We start from the raw sequence: 25,853 nt of genomic DNA on the forward strand, positions 1-25,853 counted from the left end.
GACCTGACGCGGGATCCTGGTGCATCTGATCGAGGAGTACGCGCGGCATAACGGGCACGCCGACCTGCTGCGCGAGGCGATCGACGGCCAGACCGGCGAATAGCAGGGCGATCAGGCGGGCGCGGACGCGTCGACCAGGGCCAGGCCGTTGAGGGTGCGGGGGTAGCCGAGGCCATCGAGTCCGGGCACTTCCGCGGCGAAGGGCAGGTGATGGGCGGCGGCGACGTCCGCCTCTCCAATGGAGGCACCGTGGCCGGCTTCGAGGCCGGAGAAGGCGGTCTTGCCCTCATCCAGCGATTCGACCGCACGAGCGAGTATCTCGGCGCGATCGACGACCGCCGCGAGCGTGCCCTCGCCTACTTCGCGGCGGTCAACATCCCCTTCAGCCGCCAGTACGAATTCAATGTCGCCCTCGACCAGCTGTTCGAGACGGACGACGCAACTCGCTTGATGGCGTTCGTAGCCGACTGCGCCTGAACCCGCGCGGGCCTAAACTGACACAAAACGACTTCGGGCCCCGGCCCACGATTCAGAAGGGCCACACCATGGCTACAGCTCTCTGGTGCCTCATCGGGGCCATCGCCCTCGTCGGCTTCGTCTTCGTCTGCATGGCGTTCGCGGCGATGAACAAGAACTCCGACTCGGAGTACTGAGCCTCCCGCGGCCACGCCGCAGAGCACGAAGGGCCCGCGGCCGGACGATGTCCGGTACGGGCCCTTCGTCGTGTCGAGCGCCGGTGCGCCGGGCGCGGGCGGCCGGGCTACTTGTCGCCGACGCGCTTGTCGGCCTGCTCCTTGGCGGAGTCGATCTGGTCGTGGAACTTGCCACCGGTGGCCTTGTCGGCGGCACCCGCGACGGCGTCGAGCAGCTTGTCGCTGACACCCTCTGCCTTGTCGCTGTGGAGCGCCTTCTCGACCTTCGGGTCCTTCAAGAACTCCTGAGCCTTCTTGGCGATGTCGTCGAAGCCTGCCATGATCGCGTCCTTCTCTCGGTGGTGCCGTTGCACCCAGTTAACGCCTGGGCCGAGCAGCGCACCAGGCCCGTCGAGAAATCGTCACGAATTGGTCACGCAACCCCTTGCATCCTGCGCTCGTCGGGGTGATGCTTTTCTCCAGTCGCGGCGCTCCCACGCTGCAATCCCCGTGCCGATGCAAAGGAGCATCATGAGCAGTCCCCGCGTGCCCGTCCACACTCCGCCGCTCGCCCCGGCACCGGCCCCGCTGGGCCTTCGCGAGAGATGGCGCCGGCGCCGCGAGCTCGCTCGGCAGTCGCAGGAGGTCGCCGAGGCCGTCGAGCGCGAGCACCTGCAGATGATCCTGTCGGCGGCCCGGCGCCACGTCGAGAACAGCTGGCTGCAGGGCGCCTGGTTCGCGGTGCGGACGGACGACGGCCGCACCCGGCTCGTGCGCGGCGGCAACGCTCTGATGATCGACGACGAGAGGATCGTCGGATCCTGCCTGGTCGGGGCGGTGATCCGAGCCGGAGGCGGCACGGGCGCGGTGCAGGAGCAGCCGGTGCAGCGCGCCCTCGACGCCGTCTGGCACGCGCTCAACTCCGACGAGGGTGCGCCCGTCGAGTGGTTCCCGTCGCCGATGACGCGCATGCAGCACGTACGCGACCTCACCCGCTGGAACGACCGCGAGGCGCGATCGGCCGACGAGGTGGCGTCCCTGCTGCTGACCGCCGAGCGTGTGGTGATGACGGCCGGCTGAGTCGGCACCGGGCACGAGCCCCGACCAGGATCACGACGGGGCTGTGGATAACCCGCGGGCCGGCTCGGCCGCTCGGTAGGCTGGTCGCGACCTCGAGGGGGACCCCATGGCCAACCGACTCCGCACCCTGAGCCCGATCATCATGCCGATCATCGCGCTCGTCGCGCTGGTCGCCACCTATCACCGGCACCTGTCGACGGGCGTCGCGATCCTGATCGGGGTGATCCTGATCGGTGCGGTGCTGGCCGCCGTGCACCACGCCGAGGTGGTCGCGCACAAGGTCGGCGAGCCGCTCGGTTCGATCGTGCTCGCGGTCGCCGTCACGGTGATCGAGGTCGGGCTGATCATCACGCTGATGCTGGCCGGCGGCCACAACGCCGACACTCTGGCGCGCGACACAGCGTTCGCGGCGGTGATGATCACCTGCAACGGCATCGTGGGGCTCTCGCTGCTGCTCGGCTCGCTGAAGCACGGGCTGCCCCGGTTCAACCGCGAGGGCACAGGCGCTGCGCTGAGCGTCGTCGCAACCCTCGCCGGCATCACGCTCGTGCTGCCCGCGTTCACGACGGGCGCGTCGGGCGGCCGCTTCACCGGGTTGCAGCTCGCGTTCATCGCCGTCGTGGCCCTGGCGCTGTGGGTCGCCTTCGTGCTGACGCAGACCGGGCGGCACCGCGACTTCTTCCTGCCCGTCACGATCCCTGCCGCGCATGAGCCGCATCCCGACGCCGCCGAAGACGACGACCACGCCGAACCGCCGACCCTGCGCGCCACGCTCATCAGTCTCGTGCTGCTCGTCGTGTCGCTGCTCTCCGTCGTGCAGCTGGGCCACGCGGTGCAGCCGAACATCGAGGACGGCCTCGCGGCGGCCGGCATCCCCAGCACCTTCGTCGGCGTCGTGATCGCGTTCATCGTGCTGCTGCCCGAGGGCATCGCAGCGGGGCGCGCTGCCCTCGGCAACCGGCTGCAGACGAGCCTCAACCTCGGCTACGGCTCGGCGATCGCCTCGATCGGGCTCACGATCCCGGCCATCGCTGTCGCGAGCATCTGGATCAAGGGGCCGCTGGTGCTGGGCCTCGGGCCGGTGCAGATCGTCCTGCTCGGGTTCACCTTGCTGGTGAGCGTGCTGACGGTCGCGCCGGGGCGGTCGACCCGCCTGCAGGGCATCATCCACCTGATCATCCTGGCGGCGTTCGTCTTCTTGGCGATCAGCCCGTGACTCCCGCCGCGGCCCGCACCTCGGGGCGGTCGTCGAGCCACGCCTAGGGGTGGTGCGGCAGACCGGCGGGAGGTGCGGCGGCGGAGGGAAGCGGTATCAGCGCGAGGCGACACGCGCGCCGAGCTCGAAGGGCGCGAGCAGCCCGGCCATCGGCTTGCGGGGCGGCGCCGCATACTCGCCGCGCTTGCCCGTCGCGACGCGCAGCCGCACGAGCGACTCCGCGAGCACGGTCGCCGCCGACACCCCGTCGACGACCGGCGCCCCCACCTCGTCCGAGACCCAGTGGCAGAAGTCGGCCATGCCGGCACACCCGAGCACCACGGCGTCCGCCCCCGCGTCGAGCACGCGGCGGCACTCGTCGACCACGACGGCTCGCGCGTCGGACGCAGGATCGTCGAGCGCCAGCACGGGGATCTCGCACGCCCGGATGCCGACGCACACGTCGGCGAATCCGTACCGCTGCACGAGCTCGCCGGCCCGCCCCACCGTGCGGTCGAGCGTCGTGACGATGCCGAACGTGCGCCCGAGCATGGCGGCCGCGTGCATCGCCGCCTCGGCGATCCCGAGCACGGGCCCCGTCGCGATCTCTCGCGCCGCGTCCAGGCCGGGGTCGCCGAAGCAGGCGATGACGAACGCGTCCACGCCGTCCTGCTCGCCGAGCGCCACCTGCTCGAGGATGCCCGGCACGGCCAGCGCCTCCTCGTAGTGGCTCTCGATCGACGCGGGCCCCATGCTGGGGTTCACCGCCTCGACGAGGGTGAGGGGCCCACCACCTCGGTCGCCGACCGGCCGATGGCAGCCGTCATGCTCGCGGTGGTGTTGGGGTTGATCACGCGGATGCGCACGGTGACTCCTGTCGAGGTGGGACGGGCCGGATCCTGGCGCCGCGGTGTCAGACCGCAGTCCGAGTCGGCAGGATCGCGGCCTCGACGTCGGCCTCGTCGATCGAGCCATCCGTCACCGTCGGGTCGTCGGCGCTCAGCACCGGCATGCGCGGCGACACCGTCTCGAACGCCCAGAAGATCACGAGCCCGAGGCCGCAGCCGATGAACCAGCCGTAGTTGCCCAGCCAGGTGAAGTCGGGGCCGCCGGCGTCCGCGACGAGCGTCGGCACGAGGGCCGCGGCGACCGAGACGACGCCCGCGATGATCAAGGTCCAGACCGCGTTCGAGTTGACACCGCGCCGGTACCAGTAGCGGCCCGTCTTCGACATCGTGAAGAGGTCGTCGACGGCGATCTTCTGCTGGCCGACGAGGTAGTAGCCGGCGATCAGAAGGCCGAAGAGCGGCCCGATCAGAGCGCCGAGCACACCGAGTGTGTACTGGATCGCCTGCGGGTTGCCGTACCAGTTCCAGGGTGTGAGCAGCACCGAGCCGACGGCGGCGATCATGCCGCCCATCCGCCAGCTGATCTTGCGGGGTGCGACGTTCGAGAAGTCGAACGCCGGCGAGATGAAGTTCGCGACGATGTTGATGCCGACCGTGGCCGTGACGAAGGTCAGACCCCCCAGCAGGATCGCGAACGGGGCGCCGATGGCCTGCACCGTCTCGATCGGGTCGGTGATGAGCTTGCCGAAGACGGGCACCGTCGCCGACGCGCAGAGCACGGTCAGGATCGAGAAGAACAGGAAGTTGAGCGGCAGGCCCAGCAGGTTGCCGCGCTTGACGGCCCGGAACGACTTGCCGTAGCGCGAGAAGTCGCCGAAGTTGAGCATCGGCCCCGAGAAGTAGCTGACCACGATCGCGATCGCCGAGATCATGACTGGGATCGCCGCCGCGACCGAGAGCGGCTTGCCGACCGACAGGTCGAGGCTGATGTGGCCCCAGCCGGCCTTCGCGACGAGATAGATCGCCAGCGCGATCATGATGACGTAGACGGCGGGCCCCGCGAAGTCGATGAACTTGCGGATGGTGTCCATGCCGCGCCAGAACAGCGCCGCCTGGGCGACCCAGAGGATGCCGTACGAGATCCAGCCGAGGGCGCTCAGCCCGAGAAAGGAGTGGTCGAGGAGGGCCGCCGAGCCCGGCATGAACTTCAAGAAGATGATGTTCAGCGACTGCGCGGCGAGGAAGGTCTGCACGCCGTACCACGCCATCGCGATGAGGCCGCGGATGATCGCGGGGATGTTCGCCCCGATGACGCCGAAGACGGCGCGGTTGATGACGGGGAAGGGCACGCCGGTCTTCTGGCTCGGCTTCGCGACGAGGTTGGCGAAGACCATCACGATCAGGATGCCGATGATCAGCGAGATCAGCACCTGCCAGCTCGCGATCCCCAGCGCGAACAGGCTGCCGGCGGTGACGTAGCCGCCGACCGAGTGCACGTCCGACATCCAGAACGCGAAGAAGTTGTAGCCGCCCCAGGTCTGCTTGCGCAGCGGTGCGAGGTCTTCGTTGGTGAGCCGGTCGTCGTAGCCGGGCTTGATGAGCCCTGCGCCGACCGGGTGCCCCGCGGCCTCGACGATGTCGTGCGGGCCGGTCGTGGTGGTGGTGGTGCTCCGAGGTGGGACGGTGTTCGTTGCCAAGGCAACCTCCGTAGGTGACGATGTACCCTCATGGACAGGTGAAGTCGTGCTGAAGATTCCGGCGCGCTGCGCCGGCGGCGTGCATTCGTTCTTGATGTGTGAACCTATTGCTTCACGCTTTCGGCCTCATTTCCGCTTTGTAACAACCGTGTGACAGCACCTGCTTCACATCAACGCCGGTGAAGGGCCCCGATGAGCGACAGCGCGACATCCGTTGTCGATCTCGATCCGGCCGCCCTCGGCGGGCGCCTCCGGGCCCTCCGCCTCGAGTCGGGCATGTCGCTGCGCGACCTCGCCCGAGCGCTCGGCATCTCGCCCAGCGCGGTGTCCCAGATCGAACGCGGAGTGCGGCGCCCGAGCGTGAGCCGGCTGCTCGCCATCTGCCAGGTGCTGGGGCGGCCGCTGGCCGACGTCTTCGACGAGCCGGGCTCTGCTGTGGCCGAGGCGGGGGCGCAGGATCCTGCGGGGTACGTGCTCGCGCGGGCCGGGGCCACGAAACCGGTGGAGCTCGGCACGGGCGTCGTGTTCAGACGGCTGTCGCCCGCCCACACCTCGGGGGTGGACTTCTTCGAGTCGACCTACCCGGCGGGCTCGGTCGCGACCGACCTGGACACGCTGATCACCCACGAGGGCTACGAGGTCGGCACGGTGACGGCCGGCGAACTCACGATCGACTTCCCCGACGAGCGCGTGGTGCTGCGGGCGGGCGACTCGATCACCTTCCCGTGCGAGTTGCCGCACCGGATGGGCAACACCGGTTCTGTCGACGCGGTCGCCACGTGGTTGATCGTGCACCGGAGCTGAGCCGGGGCGATGTGCTCGACGCGCCCCGTCGGATCCTGCGGCCGTTCATCGGACGGGATGCTTGGCTGGGCGAATGCGATACGTGATCATCGGCGCCGGCGCCATCGGCGGCACCCTCGGTGGGCGATTGGCCCAGCACTCGACGAACCCGCCCCTGCTGATCGCACGCAGTGCGCACGGTGAGGCGATCGCGGCGGACGGGCTGCGGCTGCGGTCGCCCGACAGCGACGACCGCATCTCCGTCGCGGTGGCGGCGTCACCCGACGACGTGCGGCTGGAGGTCGACGACGTGCTCGTCATCGCCACCAAGACGCAGGCCGTCGAGGCCGCCCTTCTGGAGTGGGTGGATCGACCGGTGTTCTCAGGGTCGGCCGCGGACTCGGTCGGCAGCGCCGGCGACCTCCTGCCCATCTTCACGGCACTGAACGGGGTCGAGAGTGAGCGCATCGCGTCGCGCTACTTCGCCCGAGTCTTCGGCATCTGCGTCTGGCTACCCGCCGTGCACCTCGAGGCGGGCGAAGTCGTCGTGCGGATCGCGCCGTCGAGCGGCACGTTCATCGTCGGGCGGTACGGGGCTGCGGCCGACGCCTCGGATCGCGCGCTGCTCGAGACCCTCGAACACGACTGGACCGCCTCGACCTTCCGCATCTTCGTCGTCGACGACGTGATGGCCTGGAAGCACCGCAAGCTGCTGGCCAACCTCGGCAACGCCCTCGCGGCGCTGCTCGGGCCGGGTCAGTCGGAGGGGATCAGCAGCCGGCTCACCGACGAGGCGACGGCGATCTTCGAGGCGGCCGGCCTCACTTGGCCGAGCGACGAGCAGGAGGAGGCGTGGCGCGACGACGCGTTCGACATCCGGCCTGTGCCTGGCGTCGAGGGCGAGCTCGGCGGATCATCGTGGCAGTCGCTGAAGCGCGGCGGGTCGATCGAGACAGACTTCTTGAACGGCGAGATCGCGTTGATGGCGCGACTGCTCGGGCGCTCGGCGCCGCTGAACGCGACCGTGCAGCGGCTGGCTCGGCAGGCGGCCGCGTCGGGTGCGGGTGCCGGGTCGATGTCGGCCGAAGAGCTCGAGGCCGCGCTGGACGCCGCGGTCTAGTCTCTCGAGACCCGGGCGCTACGCGCGAGGCTCGTCTGGGCTACGCCCGCGGCTCGTCTTGCGCCCGCGGCTCGTCTTACGCCCGCGGCTCGACGACCAGGCACGTCGACGTCGCCGTGGCCAACAGCTTCCCGCCCGCGTCGCGGATCTCGGCGCGCGACGTCCCGGTGCGACGCCCGACGTGCTCGGCCGTCGCGACGATCGTGACGAGGCCGGTGTCGGCCGTGATCGCCCGGAGATATCGCACCTGCAGGTCGAGCGTCGTGATACTGACACCCTCGGGCAGGCGGGTCTGGATCGAGTAGCCGATGGCGGTGTCGGCCCACGTCGCGATGACTCCGCCGTGCACCGTCCCGATCGCGTTGTACCCGAAATCGGCGGGGCGCGCCTCCAGCGTCGCCGTGCCCGGGGTCACGCCGACGAGCGCGAAGTCGAGAGTGACGGCGATTGGCGGCTGCGGCACATCGCCCGAGACGATCCGCTCGAGGAAGTCGAGACCAGTGGTCAGCGGAGCCGCGGCAGCGATGGCCTGCGGATCGGGCCACGAGTACGAGCGGTGACGGACGGGGGTGGTCTCTTCGAAGGGCACCTCCCGACTCTACGGCGCAGCTTTGTCCTCCAAAGTGCCGATACCTCGCACCATTCGTTCGTGGTGGGATTGCCCCCGCGTCGACCTCCGCACCCCCCTCCGCCTGACCGAAGGACGCCCCATGTCACGAGTGCCCTCCGCACTCCTCGCTGCTGTCGTGCTCGCGCTTGCGGCCATCGCCATCGTCTCCGGGCCGGCCCAGGCGACCGCCGTGAGGGCGAGCACCGCCGACACGAGCACCGTCCTCAGCGCTGCTCAGATCCAGAGCGCGACCAACACGTCCCTCTTCCCCGGCGGTCTCTACAACGAGGCTGACAGCGTCGCCGCACAGGAGGCCGCCACGCTGCAAGCGGCGGGCGACTCGACCGATGCGGCGAGCGCGGCCTTCATTGCCCAGCGCCCGGTCGCCATCTGGCTCGGCGACTGGCTCCAGGGCTCGAAGCTCGTGAGCTACCTCCAGCAGAACCTCGACGCGGCGGCGGCCGCCGGCACGACGCCCGTCTTCGTGACGTACGCCATCCCCGACCGCGACTGCGGCGGCTACTCCTCCGGCGGCCTGACCGACTCGACGTACCTCACGTGGAACCAGACCATCGCAACCACCCTCCGCGGCCATCACGCTGTCGTCCTCGTCGAGCCCGACTCGCTCGGGCAGACGACCACGGGCTGCAGCAGCATCGCCGCGTCGCGGATCGCCCTCATCCGCAGCGCCGTGCAGACCCTCGCGGCCAACGGTGTCACCGCCTACCTGGACGGCGGCAACTCACGCTGGCTGAAGCCCGCCCAGATGGCCTCACTGCTCAACCAGGCGGGCATCGGCTCCGCGCGCGGCTTCTACACCAACGTCTCGAACTACATCTCAGTCGACGCCGAGCGCACCTACGCCGGCCAGGTCTCCGCGCTGACAGGCGGCTCGCACTTCGTCATCGACGTGTCGCGCGACGGCCAGGGGTATAAGGGCACCTGGTGCAACGCGCCCGGCGCGGGCCTGGGGCAGGATCCGCACGTCACGGCCGGCACGGGCAACCTCGACGCGCTCCTGTGGGTGAAGACACCAGGATCCAGCGACGGCACCTGCAACGGCGGCCCCGCTGCAGGCACCTGGTACCCGTCGTACGCGACCGCCCTGGTTCGACTCAAGAAGTAGGCGGTACGGTCGGGCCGTGCCCCGAATCGATCCTGCCTCCGAGGCGGTCATCCTCGCCGGGGCCGGGCGCGCCATCCTGCTGCAGCTGGCGCGACCGGCGGTCGGCTACGGGGTCGCGCGGCATAGCGACTTCGCGCGTAACCCGATGGGCCGGTTGCACGGCACGCTGATGTACGTCTACGCCGTGATGTCGGGCACACCTGCCGATCGCGATCTCGCCAGCTCGTTCGTGAACCGTATGCACGCCCCGGTGCACGGCCCGGGCGACGCGCACTCACCGGCCTACGACGCGCGCGACCCCGAGCTGCAGCTCTGGGTGGCCGCCACCCTCTACGACACGGCGATGACCGTGTACGAGCGGGTGCTGGGCCACCTGCCGCCCGCTCGCGCCGACGAGGTGTACGCGCGGTACGCCGCCCTCGGCACGGCTCTCGATGTGCCTCCCGATCTCTGGCCCGCCTCCCCAGCCGCCTTCCGTGAGTACTGGCGCGGCGCGCTCGCGCAGCTATCGGTCGACGACACGATCCGCGCCCAGGCCGATGAGCTCTGGGCGGCGAGCGAGGCCCCGCGCTGGGTGCGGCTGCTCATGCCGCTCAACCGCTGGGTCACGGCCGGGCTGCTGCCGGCGCCGGTGCGCGAACAATACGGCCTCGCGTGGTCGCCCCGGCAGCAGTGCCGTTTCGACCGGCTCTGGGCCGTGCTCGCGGCGGTGTACCCGCGACTGCCGCGGGTCGTGCGTGTGTGGCCGCAGCAGTACTACCTGCGCCGACTCAGGCGCCTCGCCCGGCCCGATACACCTCGAGCGCCGCAGACGCCGCCGCCAGCAGCGGCACGCTGACGCCGGCCGTCTGCCCCCGGCGCACGAGGTCGCCGAGAATCTGATCCGACTCCACCTCGAGACCCTGCTGCTGATCACGGAACATCGACGTGGTGAAGTCCGACCCCGCCTCGGTCAGCGTGGCCTCGGCGCGCGCCCGCATCGCGGGCCGCGGCTCGTGGCCCGCAGCCGCGGCCACTGCGGCGCACTCCGCCACGATCGCAAGCGCAGTCTCCCGCCCGAACGGCACCCGCTCGATCGTGCCGACGTCGCCGCCGAGCAGCGTGGTCGTCGCCCCGCCGGCGGCCAGGATGAACCACTTCTCCCAAAGGCCCTGGAGGATGTTTCGGGAGAGGACCGCCTCGAATCCTGCGCCCTCGATCTCTCGGTGAGCAGCTTGGATCCTGGGGCTCTCGGGCCCGTCCAGCTCGCCGAGCATGATCGTGTTCAGCGGGCTGAGCTGGCGGATCGTGTCGCCGACGAGAATCGTCGCCACGAAGCACAGGCCGCCGACGACCTGGTCGGCCCCGAAGCGCCGCTGCAGGGTCTCGATGTGCTGGAGGCCGTTGAGCAGAGGCACGATCGTCGTGTCCGGGCCGACCGCAGGGGCGACGTCGTCGAGCGCCTGGCCCAGGGCGAACGACTTCACGCTGAGCAGGACGAGGTCGAAAGGCCCGTCGATCTCGTCTTTCGTGACGGCCGTGGGCTCGACATGGAGGGTGCCGTCGAGTTTCTCGACCGTCAGCCCGTCTGCGCGAAGGGCCGCAGCGCGGCGCTCGCGCACGAGGAAGGTGACGTCGCGCCCGGCCTCGACCAGGTGTGCACCGAAAAAGCCGCCGACCGCGCCGGCGCCGACCACGAGAGTTCTCATGCCTCCACGCTAGCGCCGGCGCCTCGGCCGCCCTCTCATCTCACGGCGGCGCCGCGGCCGCCCCCTCACCCCACGGCGGCGCCCCCTTCGATCCCGCAGCGGCTCCCCCTTCGCTCCCGCAGCGGCTCCCCCTTCGGCAATTCAGGCCGCTCCCAGGCTGCCTGCCATCCGTGCGGCGTGCTGGGGCTCGGGTAGCCGAGCGGGGCCTGAATTGCCGAAGGGGCGCCGGCGCATCTGTCCTCCACAATCGGCCGAAGCGCTCGTCTCTCCACAGTCCGCGGTCGACGGCCAGCGCCGCGATGCCCCGGCCTCCATCGTGTGGGCATGACATCCATCGCCGGCCTCGTCGACCACTACGGTCACGGCCTCCTGCACAAGCGCCAACTCGTCCGTCACGGGGCGAAAGACCACCACCTCACGCTCGCGGTGCGCAACGGCGAGGTCCGCCGGGCTCGCCGCGGCTGGTACACGACCTGGCGGCAGGACGACCCCCGGTTCGTGGCGGTTCGTGTCGGTGGCCGGTTGACGGGGGCATCCGCCCTGGCCCAGCTCGGAGCATGGGCGTGGAGACACTCGCCGCAGATTTCGGTCTCCGTGCCCGCGAACGCTTCGCGGCTGCGCCGGAAACGGCGCGTGCGGGTCGTGTGGGATCGCTTCGAAGTGCAGGAACGAGGCTCGGCGTGGGCGGTTTCGCTGACGGACGCACTGCGGGAGGCCATCGTCGAGGTCGGCTTCGAAGAGGGGGTAGCGGCTCTCGACTGGGCATTGCACGAGCAGAGGGTGACGATGGACGACGTCGCCGAGATCGTCCGGACGTTGCCCGACGACGTGCAGCAGATCGTCGACTGGGTCGACCCGCTGTGCGACAGCTTCCTCGAGAGTGTCGCGCGCACGCGACTGCGGAAGGCGGGCTACCACGTGCGCAGTCAGGGGCAGCTGCCGAAGCGCAAGCGGATCGACCTCGTCGTCGAAGAGGTGGTCGGGGTCGAGACGGACGGGCAGGAGCACCACCTGGAAACATTCGAGTCCGATCGGCGGAAGGACCTCAGCATCGTCGTCGACGGGCGCATCCCGATGCGCCTCAGCTACTCCATGGTTCGTGACGAGTGGGAGTCGATCGAGGAGGCCATGGGGTTCGCGGTCGCGATGCATCGGCTGGGGCCGTCGTCTCCCTCCGGCAATTCAGGCCCACCCCGGCACCTGGGCCCGGGCGACCGCCGAGCCTGGCGGCTGCCTGCCCCGAGGCGCCGGGCGCGGCCTGAATTGCCGAAGGGGGCGCCCGGGCAGCCCCCGAAGGCACGGCGGGAGCGACCGCTCGTACGGCATCGCTACGATCGGTAGGTGACTTACGCCCTGTCGGCCCGCTGGCTGCTCCGCCTCGTCGTCGTCACGACCCTCGTCGGCATCGGCGCCGGTCTCGCCGGTCTGGTCGTGAGCTTCCTCCTGCACGGGCTCGAACACCTCACCTACGGCTTCGGCGAAGGCCACTTCCTCGACGATCTGCCCACGCCGAGCGATGGTCTGCGGGTCGGCGCCCTGGCTCTCGCGGGTGTGCTCGGCGGTTTCGGGTGGTGGGGTCTCCGCCGCCGCAAGAACAAGGTCGTGAGCGTCGAGAAGGCCGTCGAGGGCGCGCACATGCCCTGGTTCGAGAGCCTCTGGAACGTGGCCCTCCAGATCGTCATCGTCGGCCTCGGCGCCTCGATCGGCCGTGAGGTGGCCCCGCGCGAGCTGGCGGCGCTGGTGTCGCAGTGGGTGACCGACCGGTCGGGCATCACGGCGAGAGAGCGCAGGATCCTGGTGGCGTGCGGCGCCGGCGCCGGTCTCGCGGCCGTGTACGACGTTCCGCTCGGCGGGGCGGTGTTCGCCGTCGAGATCCTGCTCGCCGAGCTGAGCATCGCGACGATCCTCCCGGCGCTCGCGACCTCGGCGATCGCCGCGCTGGTGGCGAGCCTCGTGACCTCCAGCCACCCCCTCTACGTCGTGCCGAGCCTGTCGCTCAGCCCGTCGCTGCTCGTCTGGTCGATCATCGCCGGCCCGGTGCTCGGCTTCGGGGCGTTGGGCTTCACCGCTCTGGCGAAATGGGCGCAGGATCATCGGCCGTCGGGCTGGCGCATCCTCATCGTCATGCCCGTGGTGTTCACGCTCGTCGGGGTGGTGTCGATCTGGCTGCCCGAGATCCTGGGCAACGGGCGCGCGCTGGGCCAGCTCGGGCTCACCGGCACCGCTGGCCTCGGCTACATAGCGCTGGTGGTCGTGGCGAAGTACGCGTCCACGACCGGCACGATCGGCGCGGGCGCTGCGGGCGGCACGCTGACGCCGTCGCTCGCCCTGGGTGCCGGCATGGGCGCGGTGCTCGGCGGGCTGTGGCTGTTGCTGTGGCCGGGCTCGGGCATCGCGGCATTCGCGTTCGTCGCGGCGGCGGCGTTCCTCGCCTCCTCGATGAAGGCCCCCCTGACGGCGCTGGTCCTCGTGCTGGAGTTCACCGGCCAGGGCACCGCGATCCTGGTGCCCACGCTGCTCGCGATCGGCGGCTCGACGGCCGTCGCGTACGTGTGGAATCGCCGCCGCCTGGCGGGGTCACCTGACCCGTCGCCTCGGGCCCTGCCGACCGAATAGGCTTGTCGGGCATCACCCACCAGCTCTGGAGGTCTTCGACCCATGCTCACATCCCCGAACCGGCTGCTCGGCGTCGTCGCCGGCATCGTCTTCATGCTCGTGGGGCTCCTGGGTTTCGTCATCGCGACTCCGTATCCGTTCGCCACCCCGCAGGGCGGTGTGCTCATCGGCCTGTTCGAGAGCAACGCGCTCCTCGCGCTGATTCACACGCTGGTCGGCGCCGCCCTCCTCCTCGCCGGTCTCGCCTCGGCGACTCTGGCGAAGGTCGCCAACATGCTGATCGGTATCGGCCTCTTCCTCTTCGGCGTGTACGGCCTCTTCCTCGGTCACACCGAGGCGAACATCTTCGCGCTCAACTCGGGCACGATCGTGCTGCACTTCCTCTCCGGGTTGCTGTTGGCCGTGCTGGGTCTGGCGATCGGCCGTATCTACGTCGTGCGCACTACCGCCTGAGCGGCTCGCCCGCTAAAGTAAGGGTCACCTAACCCGTCACCTGACCGCCGGTCGGCCGCCGAAGCGAGGGCGCAATGAGCGCAGCGATCCCGTTCTCCCAGGCGCTTCGCGAGCGCACCGGCTCTGTCCGGTCGTCCGGGCCGAGCGCCTCCGAGCGATTCATGACGGCGCTGATGACCGGCCACGGCTCGCGCGACGACTACGTGGCGATGGTCGCGCAGAACTACTTCGTCTACGGCGCCCTCGAGCGTGCGGCGGCCTCGCGCGCCGCTGATCCTGTCGCCGCCGCCTTCATGACGCCGGCTCTGACGCGCCTGCCCGCGATCCGCGAAGACCTCCACTACCTCATCGGCGACGACTGGGAGTCGCAGGTCTCGCCGCTCGAGACCACGCGCCGCTACGTCGACAGGATCGAGACGGTGGCGGCGACCACGACCGGCGGCTTCGTCGCCCACCACTACACGCGCTACCTCGGCGATCTGTCGGGCTGCACGATCATCCGCACGCTCATGCAGCGGCAGTTCGGCTTCGAGACGAACGGCGTCGGCTTCTACCTCTTCGCCGGCATCGCCAAGCCGAAGGAGTTCAAGTCGACCTACCGCGCCCAGCTCGACGCCGTCGGCTGGAGCGACGACGAGCGCGAGCGTGTCATCGCCGAGGTCGGCGTCGCCTACCGCCTCACCGAAGAGCTCTTCGACGAGCTCGCGTCGAGCCGCGGCACCCGCGCCGCGTAGTGCGCCTCGACCCGGCGGTGGGAGCGGGGGCTCAGTCGGCGAGCGTCGCGGCCTGGATCGCGGGCGTGCGCGTCGCCTGCGACATGAAGCGGCGCACGTCGCGGTCGACGATGATGTCGGACGGGCGCAGGGGGCGCGACAGGTAGAGCCCCTCGAGCGACGTGATGCGCGACAGCGCCACGTACGTCTGACCGGCGCTGAACACCCGAGTGCCGAGGTCGACGATGGCGCGGTCGTACGTCTTGCCCTGCGACTTGTGGATCGTGACCGCCCAAGCGAGCCGCAGCGGGAACTGCTGGAACTCGGCGACGATGTCCTTCTTCAGCTCTTTCGTGGTCTGCGAGTAGCTGTAGCGGTATTTCTCCCACACGGCCGGCTGCACCTCGACCTCCTCGCCGTCGAGCTCGACGAACACCGTGTCGCGGATCTTCGTCACCACGCCGACCGAGCCGTTGACCCAGCGCTGCTCCGAGTCGTTGCGGAGGAACATCACCTGCGCCCCGACCTTCAGCTCGAGCGCCTCGTCGGCGGGGAAGGTGCGGCCGCCGAAGTCGCCGGTGACCGACGCCTTCGCCGTCTTGGGCGACCCGGGCAGGCGCTCCAGCTCGAGCTTGTTGATGCGCGAGACGGTGTCGTTGCGCGTCGCCAGCGTGATCGCGCCGCCGTCGGTCGGCACCGGTCGTGCCCCTGCGGTGTTGAGCGCCCCGGCGATCTCGGCTGTCACCCGACCGTGCCGCACGGCGTTCAGCATCTCTTTGAACCCCGCGTCGCTCTGCCGGTGGATGAACGCGAGCTCGACGATGCGCAGCGACACCTCGTCCCACACGTGCGCGTCGAAGAACCACATCGAGCGGTAGTGGTCTGTGAAGTAGGCCCGCTCTTCAGGATCGCCGGGCACCGGCGCCAGCTGGTACGGGTCGCCGAACAGCACCACCTGCACTCCGCCGAACGCCTCGTTGCGCCGCTGCCGCGCCTGGCGCAGCGACCGGTCGATCGCGTCGAGCAGGTCGGCGTTGACCATCGAGACCTCGTCGATCACCAGGGTGTCGATGGTGTTGAGGAGCTTCCGCAGCTCAGCGTTCTGCTCGATGTCGTGGTCGGCGATCAGGCCGATCGGCAACCGGAAGAGCGAGTGGATCGTCTGCCCGCCGACGTTGAGCGCGGCGACGCCGGTCGGCGCGCAGATGACGATCTGCTTCGAGGTGTTCCACGAGAGATGGTTGAGCAGCGTCGACTTGCCCGTGCCGGCGCGACCGGTGACGAAGATGTGCTCGCGAGTGTTCTCGATCGCGGCGTAGACGGCGGCCTGCTCGTCGGAGAGTTCGGGGCGGCTGCTCTCGGCCATTCGCGCCCCCTTCCGGCTCGTCAGGTCACGTCCCTCCAATCTACCGGCCGCCCCGCGCGCACGCCGCGGCCACCCCGGGGGCGCTCGTAGGATGGCGACATGGCGGGGTCTGTGGGGGAGAGGACGGCACTCTCGCCGACCACCCGCGCAGCCCTGATCTGGGGCGGGTTGGCAGCGCTCGTGATCGTGCTCTTCATCGTGGCCGTCGTGATCCTGAATGCCACCGTGTACAGCGCGAAGGGATTCGTCCACAGTTACGTCGACGCCCTGAACCGCGGCGACACGTCGAGCGCCCTCGCTCTCGCCGGCGTCCAGGCCACCGGCGCCTCCGGCGACGAGCTGCTCACGGTGCCCGAGAAGGGCGAACTGCGCAGGATCCAGATCACTGCCGAACGCGAGAGCGCCGGCGGCGTGCACCGGGTCACGGTGTCGTTCGACACCTCGTCCGACCTCGGAGACACCAGCACGCCCCACACCACGACCTTCGCCGTGCGGCCGGCGGGGAAGATCGGCGGCCTGTTCTCGCAGTGGCAGTTCCAGACCGCGCCCACGGCCTCGATCGACGTGACACCGCTGCACGACCCCCGCTTCACGGCGAACGGCAGCGATGTGACCACGCTGGGCGCCGATGTCGCGTCCCGCTTCACGGTTCTCGCCCCGGCGGTCTACTCGCTGGCGCACGACACGATGTATTTGACAGCGACGCCGGAGACGACGGTCGCCGACACGGTCGGCGGCGTCGTGCCGGCCACGGTCGACGTGCAGCCCCGTGCGAGCTTCGTGGCGAAGGTGCGCGCCGACGTCGACAAGTATCTGCGCACCGACTGCCTGCCGCAGCGCGTGCTGCTGCCGTCGGGCTGCCCCTTCGGCCAGGAGGTCGACGATCGCCTGACGTCGACGCCCACCTGGTCGATGACGACGTACCCGCCCGTGAGTCTCGACCCGACCGACACCGCGGGGGTCTGGAAGGTCGTGACGGCGACGGGCGAGGCCCACCTGCGCGTCGGCGCCGAGTCGCTCTACGACGGCCACGACTACACGATCAACGAGGACGTGCCGTTCACCGTCGGCTACCAGGTGCTGATCGGGTCGAACAACGGCCTGACCATCACGCCGCAGTGAGCAGGCGGCGAGCCCCCGGCGGGCACGCTGAGGGCGCAGCGAGCGCCGCAGAGTCACCGGCGGGGACGACCCGAGACACCGCTGTCATAATGAGCCACCGAGCATCGAGGAGGGGCCGCCCGTGACCGACCGCATCCGCCAGCCCGCCACGCTCGTCGACGTGGCCGAGCGTGCCGGCGTCAGCCTGAAGACCGCCTCGCGCGCCGTCAACAACGAGCCGCACGTCGCCGAGGCCACCCGCCGGAAAGTGGCGCGCGCGGCCGACGAGCTGGGCTTCCAGCTCAACAGCATGGCGTCGCTCCTCAAGCGCGGCATCCGCTCGAACTTCATCGGTCTCGTCACCGGCGACCTCGCGAACCCCTTCTATTCGTCGCTGGCGAAAGGCGTCGAGCACGAGCTGCGCTCGAAGGGCCTGCAGCTGGTGGTCTCGTCGACCGACGAGAGTGCCGAGCGGGAGCGCGCCCTGGTCGACGAGATGGTCGCCCGGCAGGTGCGGGCCCTCATCGTCGTCTCGACCCTCGAGGCCTCCGACGCGCTCGTCTCGGCTCAGGAGCGCGGCATCCCGGTCGTCTTCGTCGACCGTCCGGCCGCCGACATCGAGGCCGACAGCGTCGTGCTCGACAACCGCGCCGGCGCCCGCCAGGCCGTCGAGCACCTCGTCGCGCACGGTCACCGGCGCGTGGGTTTCGTCGGCGACTTCTCGCGGCTGCCGACGCACCAGCTTCGGCTGGACGGCTATCTCGAGGCCATGGCCGCCGCCGGAGTCACCGAGCTCGAAGCCCGCCAGTGGGTTCGCGAAGACCTGCACGACGCCGCCGGCGCCCGTGGCGCCACGCTCGACCTGCTGGGCATCGCCGATGCGCCGACCGCGCTGTTCACCAGCAACAACCGGGTGACCATCGGGGCTCTGACCGCCTTCCGCGAGCGATCGCATCCTGCCCCGCCCTGGTCGGCTTCGACGACTTCGACCTCGCCGACGTGCTCGGTGTGACCGTCGTGTCGCACGACCCCGTCGACATGGGCGCGCGCGCGGCCGCCCTCGCGTTGGAGGCCCTCGCCTCCCGGGCCCCGCGGGGAGACTCGCTCGTGCTGCCGGTCACGCTGATCGAACGCGGCTCGGGCGAGTCGGCACCGGGCGTCGACTGGCGGTAGCCGGCAGCACCGGATCTGACATATCGGGTGGTGCGCCTCTCGTGCTCGGCGAGTCGTCGGCGCTAGGGTCGACAACCATGGATCAGGACAACGCGGCCCGCGACGCCGAGCCCATCGTGCACATCGAGAACTTCCGCATGGACTTCGGCCGAACCACCGTGATCCGCGACCTCTCGTTCGACATCCGGCGGGGCGAGACGTTCGGCTTCCTCGGCTCGAACGGGTCGGGCAAGACCACCACGATCCGCGCGCTGCTCGGGATCTATCAGCCGACGGCGGGCACACTGCACATCGACGGACGCCCCTTCAGCCCCGAGCACGGCTCTCGTCTCGGTTACCTGCCGGAGGAGCGCGGGCTGTACAAGAAGGAGTCGGTCATCGATGTGATGACCTACTTCGGCCGTCTCAAGGGCCTGACGAAAGCCTTCTCGCGGCAGTGGTCGCTGGCCTACCTCGAGCGGGTGTCGCTGGCCGACAAGGCGACGACCCGCCTCGACAAGCTCAGCGGCGGCCAGCAGCAGAAGGTGCAGCTCGGCGTCACGATCATGAACGAACCGGAGCTGCTGATTCTCGATGAGCCCACCAAGGGCTTCGACCCCGTCAACCGCCGCCTGCTGATGGACATCATCGAAGATCAGAAGCGCCAGGGAGCCACCGTGCTGATGGTGACGCACCAGATGGAGGAGGTCGAGCGGCTCTGCGATCGCGTGATCCTGCTCAAGAACGGCGGGGCCGAGGCGTACGGCACGATCCCCGAGGTGCAGGATCAGTTCGGGGGCACGATGATCCGCCTGCGCTACTCGGGCGAGGTGCCCTCGTCGCCGCACTACGAGGTCACGACTCGCGAGCGCAACTACGCCGAGCTGACCGTCACCGACGGGGCCGACGAAGCCGTGATCCTGCGCGATCTCGTCGAGAAGGGGGTCGCCGTTCGCGGCTTCGAGACCTCGAAGCTGAGCCTCGACGACATCTTCCTCCGCGTCTACGGCGACGAGAACGCACCAGGCGCAGACGGCACGGTCGCGCGGCCGGTCACCGAGACGGCGAAGGCGGGTGCCCGCTGATGGCCCGCTACAACCTCCGCACCGTCGTCTCGTTCGAGATCACCCGCACGCTGACCAAGCGCCGGTTCTGGATCGCCACGCTCATCGTGCCGGTCATCATCGGCATCGTCGTCGCCCTGATCGTCGCGTCGAACTCGTCGACCGACTCGAGCGTCAGCGCCCAGAAGGACGCGAAGTTCTCGTTCACCTACACCGACGCCTCCGGGCTGATCGACCCGGCGATCGTCAAGACGGTCGGCGGCGCCCCGCGCCCTCGCCTGAAAGCGCGATCGCCGACGTGAAGGCCGGCAGACTCGACGCCTACTTCGACTACCCCGTGGACCCCGCGAAGCAGGCCACGAAGGTGTACGGCATCGACAAGGGGATCTTCGACAACGGCAAGTACTCGTCGGTCGCCAGTGAGATCCTCAAGGCGAGCGCCCAGGCGAAGGTCGGCGACGCCAAGCTGACGACGCTCGTGCAGGGCGGGGCCCCGGTGGATGCGACCACCTACAACTCGAGCGGGCACGTGGCCGGCGGCATCGGGAGTGTGATCCCACCGCTGCTCTTCCTCGCGATCTTCTACGTCGTGATCCTGCTGCTCGGCAACCAGATGCTGACCTCCACACTCGAAGAGAAGGAGAACCGCGTCACCGAGATGATCCTGACCACCCTCAACCCGACGACCCTCATCGTCGGCAAGGTGATCTCGCTCTTCATCGTCGGCATCGTGCAGATGCTGGTGTTCGCGCTGCCGGTCGTGATCGGCTACCTGTTCTTCCGGTCGTCGCTCAACCTGCCGTCTCTCGATCTCGCGCACCTGCAGCTCGACCCGTGGCAGATGATCGTCGGGGCGCTGCTCTTGATCGGCGGGTTCACGCTCTTCACCGGCACCCTGGTCGCCGTCGGCGCGATCATGCCGACGGCGAAGGAGGCCGGGCAGATCTTCGGCGTGATGATGGCGCTGATCTTCGTGCCGTTCTACGGCGTCTCGCTCATCGTCTCCGACCCGTCGGCGCCGATTGTGCAGGTGTTCACGTTCTTCCCGTATTCGGCCCCGGTCACCGCCATGCTGCGGAACGGCCTGCACACCCTCGACCCGGTCTCGGCCGTGGTCGTGATCGTCGAGCAGTTCGTGCTCGGCGCCATCGTGCTGCAGCTGGCGGTGAGGCTCTTCCGCTACGGCTCGATCGAATACTCCAAGAAGGTCTCGCTGCGCACAGTGCTGCCCACGCGCGCCCACGACGCCGCCACCCCGACCTCAGGGGCTGCGTCACGGTGATTCAGGCCGCGCTCCCAAGCGGCCGCCGGCCTGCCGCTTCGATAATTCAGGGCGCTCGCGGTGGGGCCGCTCGCTCACCGAGCCCCCGCGGCACCCGCGCGCGAGCGTCGACGAGAGGGGCCTGAATTGTCGAAAGCAGAATCACTCGACCCGACGGCGCTCGTCGGGCAGTGGACGTTCGATCGCACCGTCGACGACCGCCGCGAGGGCCGCACGGTCGAGGCCCGCGGCACCGCGGACTTCGTCGCGACCGATGCCGGCCGAATCGACTGGCACGAGGAGGGCACCCTCCTCCTCGAGGCCGGCCCGGTCAGGATCGCGGTGCACCGTGTGCTGAGGCGCGAGCCGTCCGGCTCCTGGGCCGTCGACTTCGCCGACGGGCGCCCCTTCCACCCCTGGCTGCCGGGCGAGGAGGTCTCGCACGATTGCCCTCCCGACGACTACCGAGGCCGGATCGACGGCACGGACGCGGGCGTCCAGACGAGCTGGACGATGCGCTGGACGTCCGTCGGGCCCGAGAAGGACTACACGATCGACACCGCCTACCGGCGCCTGTAACCTCGCCCGCATGCACCTCCGGCCGTACACCCCCGCCGACGCATCGCCGACGCACGATGTGTTCCGGCGCGCGATCCGCGGCACGGCGGCGGCCGATTACACCCCCGAGCAGGTCGAGGCCTGGGCCACGGTCGCCGACCACGACCCGCGCGAATGGGCGCGGCGCCGCGCTGCAGCGAGCACGGTGGTCGCCGTCGACGAGGGCCGAGTCGTGGGCTTCAGCGACACCGATGCCGGCGGCTACATCGACATGATGTTCGTCGACCCGTCGGCCGGCGGGCAGGGCGTGGGGCGCGCTCTGCTCGAGGCCGTGACCGACGCGGCAGCCCGCGCCGGGGCGACCGAGCAGACGACCCACGCGAGCGTCACCGCACGCCCCTTCTTCGAGCACTTCGGCTTCGTCTTCGTGGCGGAGTTGCATCCGCGCCCGCGCGGCGTCCCCCTAGCGAGCTCTCTCCTCCGCCGCCCCCTCCTGTGCCCCAGCGCCCCGGCCTGAATCTCCAACCGGACACATTCCCGCCCGTTTTCTGTCCGGTTCGAGGTTCACGACTCCTAGCCGTCAAGAGTCGCGAGGAGGCTACTGGTCGCCGCAGCGCGCCGCTGGGCCGTGACCAGCATCCCGGCCCCGAGAAGGGCGAAATAGACAGCGAATGCGTTCCAGAGCAGAGTCTGATCGCCGATCGCCGCGAGCGTGATGCTGAGCCCGACGAGCACCACGAACCACCCCGCCGTGAAGCCGATGCTCGTGCGCAGGGATCGCCGCAGCCGAACGAGCTGCGGCCGCCACTCCTCGGCCGGCAACGCGTCCGTCAACCGGCCGGCACGGACGGCGCCGAGCAGGTCGCGCCTCACGGCGCGCACTTCGTCACGGCGTCGGCGCCTCGTGATTACGATCACGAAGGTCACGTAGAACACGCCGCTGATGACGTATGCGACAGCATCGTGACTTCGCAGTCGGCCGCCGTCCAACAACGCGGCCACGACGAGCACCGTCGGGACGAAGACGCCGTAGAGCAGAAGACCCTCGGCGAGAACGCCGCGGGCCCTGCGGCGCCGGGCAGCGTCGCCGACCGCGAGCGGCGGCGTCACCGGGGCGGGCGCGGGAACCCGGCCGACGTGAAGTGCCCCGGATCCGTGCCGCTCGGTGCGTCGAGCTGCTCGCGCAGCGAGCGCACCCGACCGAGGTAGCGACGGGACGAGACGAAGCCGAACACTCCGAGAGCGACGCAGAGGGCGATGAACAGGAGCACGAGCGGCAGGGAGAGCCCGACGGCAAGCCCGACGAGAGCGAGCACCACGAACCCCCGAAGACGATCGGATTGGAGATCCGGGCCCGGGCGAGCGACCGCTCCCGGCGCTCGAGCTCAGGGGCCCACACGTTCGCGTCGGCGCCGGCCGGCAGGTTGCCGGTCCGCATGGCCGTGTTCATCTCGGCGAACTGGGCGGCACCACCTGCGCGACGACGGCGCCACGCGAAGATCGCGGTGATGGCCCCGGCGACGACGAGGCCGCCGACCACGTAGACGACGAGGTCGGCAGCAGTCATACCGCCCTGATCGGAGCTGCGGAAGAGGAGCTGCAATCCCGTCCAGAAGACGAAGACGATCACGTAGAGGATGGGCAGGGGCAGGTTGTCACGCCACTTGCTGAAGCCGTTCACGGGGTTCCTGTCCGTCGCGCTGCCAACCGGTGCCATGGACGCTACGCGCGCGACCGCACACCCGACGGGCGAAAGAGGGGGTTAAAGCGCGACCGGCGCCTTCTCCTCGATCCCCCACGGCGACCCGTAGCCCTCCGGCGCCGCGCCGCCCAGAAGCGACAGGAAGGGACCGGCCGGGAAGGCCTCCGGCCCGAGCACACCGGCACCCGTCCACACGCCGGTGGCCAGCAGCTCGAGCGCGATCACGGGGTTGATCGCGGTCTGCCAGACGACGGCCTGCGACGAGTACTCGGCCATCGTCTGCTCGTTGTCAACCACGTGATAGAGGTACGTCGAGCGCGGCTGCCCGTCTTTGCCCGTCCCCGTCACCCAGAGGCCGGCGCAGGTCTTGCCGCTCATCCGGTCGCCGAGGGTCGCAGGATCCGGCAGCGCGGCCGCCACCACGTCCCGAGGCGACACGAGCTGCCCTTTGACGTTCAGGGGTGCGGTCGAGTCCAGCCCCAGCATGTGCAGCGTCTTCAGCACTTCGATGAACTCGTTGCCGAGGCCGTACTTGAAGGTGACCCGTTTCGCCTTGGTCCAGCGCGGCATCAGCAGCACCTCCTCGTGCTCGACGTTGACGCACTCGACCGGGCCGATGCCTTCGGGGAAGTCGAATACTTCGGGCTCGGAGAACGGTGCTGTGGTGTACCAGCCCTTGCCCTCTTCGAAGACGACGGGCGGGTTGAGACACTCCTCGATGGTGGTCCAGATCGAGAACGAGGGGGCGAAGTCGTAGCCCGCGACGACGAGGTTCGCGCCGTCGCGCACGCCGAGCTCGTCGATCTCGCTGAAGAGCTCGTCTTCGGCGTACCGCGCGAAGACGTCGGAGAGACCGGGCTCGACGCCGATGCCGACGAGAGCCAGCCGCCCGGCGTCCTCCCACTTCGACGCGGCCGCGAACTGCTCGTCGCCGAGCTTCACGCCGGTGAGCTCGTGCGGCGAGGTCGGGTGCGGGTGCGAGAGACTCATGGCCATGTCGAGGTAGGTTGCTCCCCCGGCGAAGGCGCCCTCGAAGATCGGCATGACGAAACGCGGGTCGACGGCGTTCAGCACGTGCGTGATCTCGTGCTCGCGGATCAGCGCGGCGACCGAGTCGGCCGACGAGGCGTCGACCTGGGCCGCGACGAGTCGAGGGTCGCCGACGGCCTCCACGAGAGCGGCAGGCCGCGCGGGGTCGTAGTCGGCGACGACGAGCGAGTCGAAGAACGTTCGGCGCGCGGCGATGCGCACGGCGGCGGAGCCGACGCCGCCGGCGCCGATGATGAGGATCTTCATGCGAGGAGCTACTTACTGTCGGGGGAGTTGCTGGGAGTGGTGGGTGTCTCGGTCGTGTCCGCTGCCGGCCCGGTGTGCCGGTCACCGCGGATCCTCTTGCCGGTCTCGGCGTTGATCGCGATGGCGCCGGTCGGCAGGTTCGAGAGGTCGGGCGAAACGACGGTGGGGAAGTAGCCCGAATCGGGCAGGCCGAACTGCGCGTTCACACCTTCGCCGGGCGCGAGCACGAAGTCGTCCTGCCGCTTGACGAGGGTCTGGCCGCGGAAGAAGTCCGGCTTGACGATGCGCCAGACGATCATCAGCACGACGCCGATCAGGAGGCCCCCGATGCCCACGACCGCCTCGGCCCCGACACCGAAGATGGTGACGTTCTTGCCCTTGTCGTCGGTGAGCCAGTCGGGGGCGGCGAAGGCGTAGACGCCGTAGACGAAGACGGCGAGCAGCATGATGCCGCCGATGAGCGGGAAGAAGAAGCGCATCACGAGGTTCCGCGCACCGCTCACAAAGGCCGTCCGGCGGTAGTACCAGACGCACGCGAAGCCGGTCATGCCGTAATAGAACGCGATCATCAGACCGATCGAGCCGATCAGGGCGTTGAGCAGGTTGACGCTGATCGCCGTGAAGACGAGGTAGAACACGCACGAGATCGCACCCATGCCGACGGTCGACCAGGTCGGGGTGAGGTACTTCGGGTGGATCCGGGCGAAGCGCTCGGGGATGGCCTTGTAGACAGCCATCGAGAGCGAGGTGCGCGCGGTCGGCAGGATCGTCGTCTGCGTCGACGCCGAGGCGGACGTCAGGATGGAGAAGCCGAGCGCGGCCATCAGGATGCTGCCCACCACACCGCCGCCGAACAGTGTCGGCCCGATCGACGAGAACACGTCGTTCGCGTTGTTGAGGTTCGAGAGGCCGATGCCCTTGTCGCCGACCCCGGCGAACGCGATCGTCGCGACGGCCACGAGCGCGTAGGTGACGAGCAGCAGCACGGTCGAGATGACGGCGGCGCGACCGGGGGTCTTCTCCGGGTCCTTCGTCTCCTCGTTGACCGAGACCGCGGTGTCCCAGCCCCAGTAGATGAAGATCGCGGTCAGCATCGCAGGGGCGATGGTCTGGAAGCCGAGCGGGAAGGGGTTCAGCCACGACAGCGACGGCATCAGCGAGTACGACTCGGCGTGGCCGCCGTAGACGCGAACGAGCGCGAAGACGGCGAAGAAGATCAGGATCACGACTTCGAACGCGAGCAGGACGTACTGCAGCCGCGCGGAGATCTCGATGCCGCGATAGCAGATCCACGTCATCAGCACGATCCAGGCGAGACCGGCGACCGTCGACCAGAGAGTGCTGCTCGCCAGCGCGGCGACCCCGGGCAGGCCGAAGCTGCCCACGAAGGTGAACGAATACGATCCTGCGATCGAGGCCAGGTTCGCCATGACGATGACGTCGGCGGCGATGATGCCCCAGCCGCCCATCCACCCGGTCATGGGGCCGAAGGCCCGCGACGCCCAGGTGAACGTGGTGCCGCAGTCGGCCTCGGCCTTGTTGAGCTCTTGGTAGGCGACCGCGATCAGGTACATCGGGATGAAGGCCAGCAGGATGATGCCCGGGGCGCGCACACCGGCGATCGTCGCGCCGCCGACCACGATGAAGCCGAGGCTGGCTGCGAGGCTGTACGCCGGGGCCGTCGAAGCGACACCGACGACCACGCTCGAGATGAGGCCGAGCGAGCCGCCCTTCAGGCCCTTCGTGTCGACGGACTGGGTCGACGTGGTCGTGGTGGTTGCGGTCATTGCGG

Annotated in this window: 29 protein-coding genes and 1 pseudogene; 20 read left to right on the forward strand and 10 right to left on the reverse strand. The window is 69.7% G+C overall.

All coding sequences use genetic code 11. The annotated features are described in order from the left end of the window. Positions 1 to 7 precede the first annotated feature (7 nt). Both AX769_RS22815 and AX769_RS02675 read left to right on the forward strand, forming a co-directional pair. Positions 8 to 103 (forward strand): annotated as a pseudogene (locus AX769_RS22815) (DUF664 domain-containing protein); the annotation flags it as partial. A 146-nt stretch (positions 104 to 249) separates the two neighbouring features. Further along, positions 250 to 477, forward strand: a complete 228-nt coding sequence (locus AX769_RS02675; RefSeq protein ID WP_157887408.1) for a hypothetical protein — start codon at positions 250 to 252, stop codon at positions 475 to 477. A 283-nt stretch (positions 478 to 760) separates the two neighbouring features. On the opposite strand, the gene AX769_RS02680 is transcribed toward AX769_RS02675, so the two are convergent. Next, a complete protein-coding gene (locus AX769_RS02680) occupies positions 761 to 973 on the reverse strand; it encodes an Rv0909 family putative TA system antitoxin (RefSeq protein WP_066275670.1) in 213 nt (70 codons plus the stop codon). A 190-nt stretch (positions 974 to 1,163) separates the two neighbouring features. On the opposite strand from AX769_RS02680, the gene AX769_RS02685 reads away from it, so the two are divergent. Together AX769_RS02685 and AX769_RS02690 are read left to right on the forward strand one after the other, a co-directional pair. Continuing rightward, positions 1,164 to 1,712: a hypothetical protein gene (locus tag AX769_RS02685; RefSeq protein ID WP_157887409.1), complete on the forward strand. Its 549-nt coding sequence runs from the start codon at positions 1,164 to 1,166 to the stop codon at positions 1,710 to 1,712. A gap of 106 nt (positions 1,713 to 1,818) precedes the next feature. Continuing rightward, positions 1,819 to 2,928, forward strand: coding sequence for a calcium:proton antiporter (locus AX769_RS02690; RefSeq protein ID WP_066275678.1), 1,110 nt, complete (start codon positions 1,819 to 1,821; stop codon positions 2,926 to 2,928). Between the two features lie 96 nt (positions 2,929 to 3,024). Here AX769_RS02690 and AX769_RS02695 read toward each other — a convergent pair whose 3' ends face one another. Together AX769_RS02695 and AX769_RS02700 are read right to left on the reverse strand one after the other, a co-directional pair. Beyond that, positions 3,025 to 3,660, reverse strand: coding sequence for an aspartate/glutamate racemase family protein (locus AX769_RS02695; protein ID WP_239451918.1), 636 nt, complete (start codon positions 3,658 to 3,660; stop codon positions 3,025 to 3,027). 160 nt (positions 3,661 to 3,820) lie between these two features. Next, entirely contained in the window at positions 3,821 to 5,452 is a 1,632-nt protein-coding gene (locus AX769_RS02700; protein ID WP_066275680.1) for an NCS1 family nucleobase:cation symporter-1, read from the reverse strand. 192 nt (positions 5,453 to 5,644) lie between these two features. On the opposite strand from AX769_RS02700, the gene AX769_RS02705 reads away from it, so the two are divergent. Together AX769_RS02705 and AX769_RS02710 are read left to right on the forward strand one after the other, a co-directional pair. Then, positions 5,645 to 6,256: a helix-turn-helix domain-containing protein gene (locus AX769_RS02705; RefSeq protein WP_066275682.1), complete on the forward strand. Its 612-nt coding sequence runs from the start codon at positions 5,645 to 5,647 to the stop codon at positions 6,254 to 6,256. Between the two features lie 73 nt (positions 6,257 to 6,329). Continuing rightward, positions 6,330 to 7,355 (forward strand): ketopantoate reductase family protein, encoded by a 1,026-nt coding sequence (locus tag AX769_RS02710; protein ID WP_066275685.1) that lies wholly within the window; start codon positions 6,330 to 6,332, stop codon positions 7,353 to 7,355. A gap of 76 nt (positions 7,356 to 7,431) precedes the next feature. Here AX769_RS02710 and AX769_RS02715 read toward each other — a convergent pair whose 3' ends face one another. Beyond that, the gene (locus AX769_RS02715) at positions 7,432 to 7,944 is read right to left on the reverse strand and encodes a PaaI family thioesterase (RefSeq protein ID WP_066275691.1); all 513 of its coding nucleotides are present in this window, start codon (positions 7,942 to 7,944) and stop codon (positions 7,432 to 7,434) included. A 121-nt stretch (positions 7,945 to 8,065) separates the two neighbouring features. Between AX769_RS02715 and AX769_RS02720 the strand changes: the two genes are divergently transcribed. Both AX769_RS02720 and AX769_RS02725 read left to right on the forward strand, forming a co-directional pair. Then, the gene (locus AX769_RS02720; protein ID WP_066275693.1) at positions 8,066 to 9,091 is read left to right on the forward strand and encodes a glycoside hydrolase family 6 protein; all 1,026 of its coding nucleotides are present in this window, start codon (positions 8,066 to 8,068) and stop codon (positions 9,089 to 9,091) included. 16 nt (positions 9,092 to 9,107) lie between these two features. Further along, complete coding sequence (locus tag AX769_RS02725) at positions 9,108 to 9,929, forward strand: oxygenase MpaB family protein (protein WP_082763436.1); 822 nt, start codon at positions 9,108 to 9,110, stop codon at positions 9,927 to 9,929. Here AX769_RS02725 and AX769_RS02730 read toward each other — a convergent pair. Further along, on the reverse strand, positions 9,862 to 10,779 hold the full coding sequence (locus AX769_RS02730) for a 2-dehydropantoate 2-reductase (RefSeq protein ID WP_066275695.1): 918 nt from the start codon (positions 10,777 to 10,779) through the stop codon (positions 9,862 to 9,864). The genes AX769_RS02725 and AX769_RS02730 overlap by 68 nt on opposite strands. A 324-nt stretch (positions 10,780 to 11,103) precedes the next feature. On the opposite strand from AX769_RS02730, the gene AX769_RS02735 reads away from it, so the two are divergent. From AX769_RS02735 to AX769_RS02750, 4 genes are all read left to right on the forward strand, one after another. After that, positions 11,104 to 12,120: a glycyl-tRNA synthetase gene (locus tag AX769_RS02735; RefSeq protein ID WP_157887410.1), complete on the forward strand. Its 1,017-nt coding sequence runs from the start codon at positions 11,104 to 11,106 to the stop codon at positions 12,118 to 12,120. Beyond that, entirely contained in the window at positions 12,121 to 13,395 is a 1,275-nt protein-coding gene (locus AX769_RS02740; RefSeq protein WP_066275699.1) for a chloride channel protein, read from the forward strand. It begins immediately after the preceding gene. Between the two features lie 42 nt (positions 13,396 to 13,437). Then, positions 13,438 to 13,848 carry a DUF4383 domain-containing protein gene (locus AX769_RS02745; protein ID WP_066275704.1) on the forward strand — a complete coding sequence of 137 codons (411 nt, stop codon included), beginning with the start codon at positions 13,438 to 13,440 and terminating at the stop codon, positions 13,846 to 13,848. A 74-nt stretch (positions 13,849 to 13,922) separates the two neighbouring features. Further along, entirely contained in the window at positions 13,923 to 14,582 is a 660-nt protein-coding gene (locus AX769_RS02750) for a heme oxygenase (biliverdin-producing) (RefSeq protein WP_066275706.1), read from the forward strand. A 31-nt stretch (positions 14,583 to 14,613) separates the two neighbouring features. Here the strand turns inward: AX769_RS02750 and AX769_RS02755 are convergent, their stop codons facing one another. Then, positions 14,614 to 15,927 (reverse strand): ATP-dependent RecD-like DNA helicase, encoded by a 1,314-nt coding sequence (locus AX769_RS02755; protein WP_066275708.1) that lies wholly within the window; start codon positions 15,925 to 15,927, stop codon positions 14,614 to 14,616. Positions 15,928 to 16,026: 99 nt separating this feature from the next. Here AX769_RS02755 and AX769_RS02760 point away from each other — a divergent pair, with 99 nt between their 5' ends. The 8 genes from AX769_RS02760 to AX769_RS02785 all read left to right on the forward strand — a co-directional run bounded on the left by AX769_RS02760 (position 16,027) and on the right by AX769_RS02785 (position 21,580). Then, a complete protein-coding gene (locus tag AX769_RS02760) occupies positions 16,027 to 17,049 on the forward strand; it encodes a hypothetical protein (RefSeq protein ID WP_157887411.1) in 1,023 nt (340 codons plus the stop codon). A gap of 121 nt (positions 17,050 to 17,170) precedes the next feature. Further along, positions 17,171 to 18,040 (forward strand): LacI family DNA-binding transcriptional regulator, encoded by an 870-nt coding sequence (locus tag AX769_RS02765; RefSeq protein ID WP_204249302.1) that lies wholly within the window; start codon positions 17,171 to 17,173, stop codon positions 18,038 to 18,040. Next, the gene (locus tag AX769_RS24595) at positions 18,037 to 18,201 is read left to right on the forward strand and encodes a hypothetical protein (protein ID WP_204249303.1); all 165 of its coding nucleotides are present in this window, start codon (positions 18,037 to 18,039) and stop codon (positions 18,199 to 18,201) included. Before AX769_RS02765 ends, AX769_RS24595 begins: the two co-directional genes overlap by 4 nt. Positions 18,202 to 18,278: 77 nt before the next feature. Then, positions 18,279 to 19,265 carry an ABC transporter ATP-binding protein gene (locus AX769_RS02770; RefSeq protein WP_239451919.1) on the forward strand — a complete coding sequence of 329 codons (987 nt, stop codon included), beginning with the start codon at positions 18,279 to 18,281 and terminating at the stop codon, positions 19,263 to 19,265. Continuing rightward, positions 19,265 to 19,546 carry a hypothetical protein gene (locus AX769_RS25900; RefSeq protein WP_369824058.1) on the forward strand — a complete coding sequence of 94 codons (282 nt, stop codon included), beginning with the start codon at positions 19,265 to 19,267 and terminating at the stop codon, positions 19,544 to 19,546. Before AX769_RS02770 ends, AX769_RS25900 begins: the two co-directional genes overlap by 1 nt. Next, positions 19,543 to 20,526 (forward strand): ABC transporter permease, encoded by a 984-nt coding sequence (locus AX769_RS02775; protein WP_369824059.1) that lies wholly within the window; start codon positions 19,543 to 19,545, stop codon positions 20,524 to 20,526. Before AX769_RS25900 ends, AX769_RS02775 begins: the two co-directional genes overlap by 4 nt. A gap of 126 nt (positions 20,527 to 20,652) precedes the next feature. Then, positions 20,653 to 21,084 carry a DUF6314 family protein gene (locus AX769_RS02780; RefSeq protein WP_066275712.1) on the forward strand — a complete coding sequence of 144 codons (432 nt, stop codon included), beginning with the start codon at positions 20,653 to 20,655 and terminating at the stop codon, positions 21,082 to 21,084. A 10-nt stretch (positions 21,085 to 21,094) separates the two neighbouring features. After that, positions 21,095 to 21,580: a GNAT family N-acetyltransferase gene (locus AX769_RS02785; RefSeq protein WP_066275714.1), complete on the forward strand. Its 486-nt coding sequence runs from the start codon at positions 21,095 to 21,097 to the stop codon at positions 21,578 to 21,580. A gap of 56 nt (positions 21,581 to 21,636) precedes the next feature. On the opposite strand, the gene AX769_RS02790 is transcribed toward AX769_RS02785, so the two are convergent. The 4 genes from AX769_RS02790 to AX769_RS02810 all read right to left on the reverse strand — a co-directional run bounded on the left by AX769_RS02790 (position 21,637) and on the right by AX769_RS02810 (position 25,848). Next, positions 21,637 to 22,173, reverse strand: a complete 537-nt coding sequence (locus AX769_RS02790; protein WP_066275717.1) for a hypothetical protein — start codon at positions 22,171 to 22,173, stop codon at positions 21,637 to 21,639. Then, positions 22,170 to 22,382 (reverse strand): hypothetical protein, encoded by a 213-nt coding sequence (locus AX769_RS02795; protein WP_066275719.1) that lies wholly within the window; start codon positions 22,380 to 22,382, stop codon positions 22,170 to 22,172. The genes AX769_RS02790 and AX769_RS02795 overlap by 4 nt, the downstream gene beginning before the upstream one ends. Positions 22,383 to 22,825: 443 nt before the next feature. Continuing rightward, positions 22,826 to 24,061, reverse strand: coding sequence for a saccharopine dehydrogenase family protein (locus AX769_RS02805; RefSeq protein ID WP_066275724.1), 1,236 nt, complete (start codon positions 24,059 to 24,061; stop codon positions 22,826 to 22,828). Positions 24,062 to 24,069: 8 nt separating this feature from the next. Further along, a complete protein-coding gene (locus AX769_RS02810) occupies positions 24,070 to 25,848 on the reverse strand; it encodes an APC family permease (RefSeq protein WP_082763438.1) in 1,779 nt (592 codons plus the stop codon). Between the last annotated feature and the right edge of the window lie 5 nt (positions 25,849 to 25,853).

This window comes from Frondihabitans sp. PAMC 28766 (assembly GCF_001577365.1).
In the GTDB taxonomy this organism is placed as follows: domain Bacteria; phylum Actinomycetota; class Actinomycetes; order Actinomycetales; family Microbacteriaceae; genus Frondihabitans.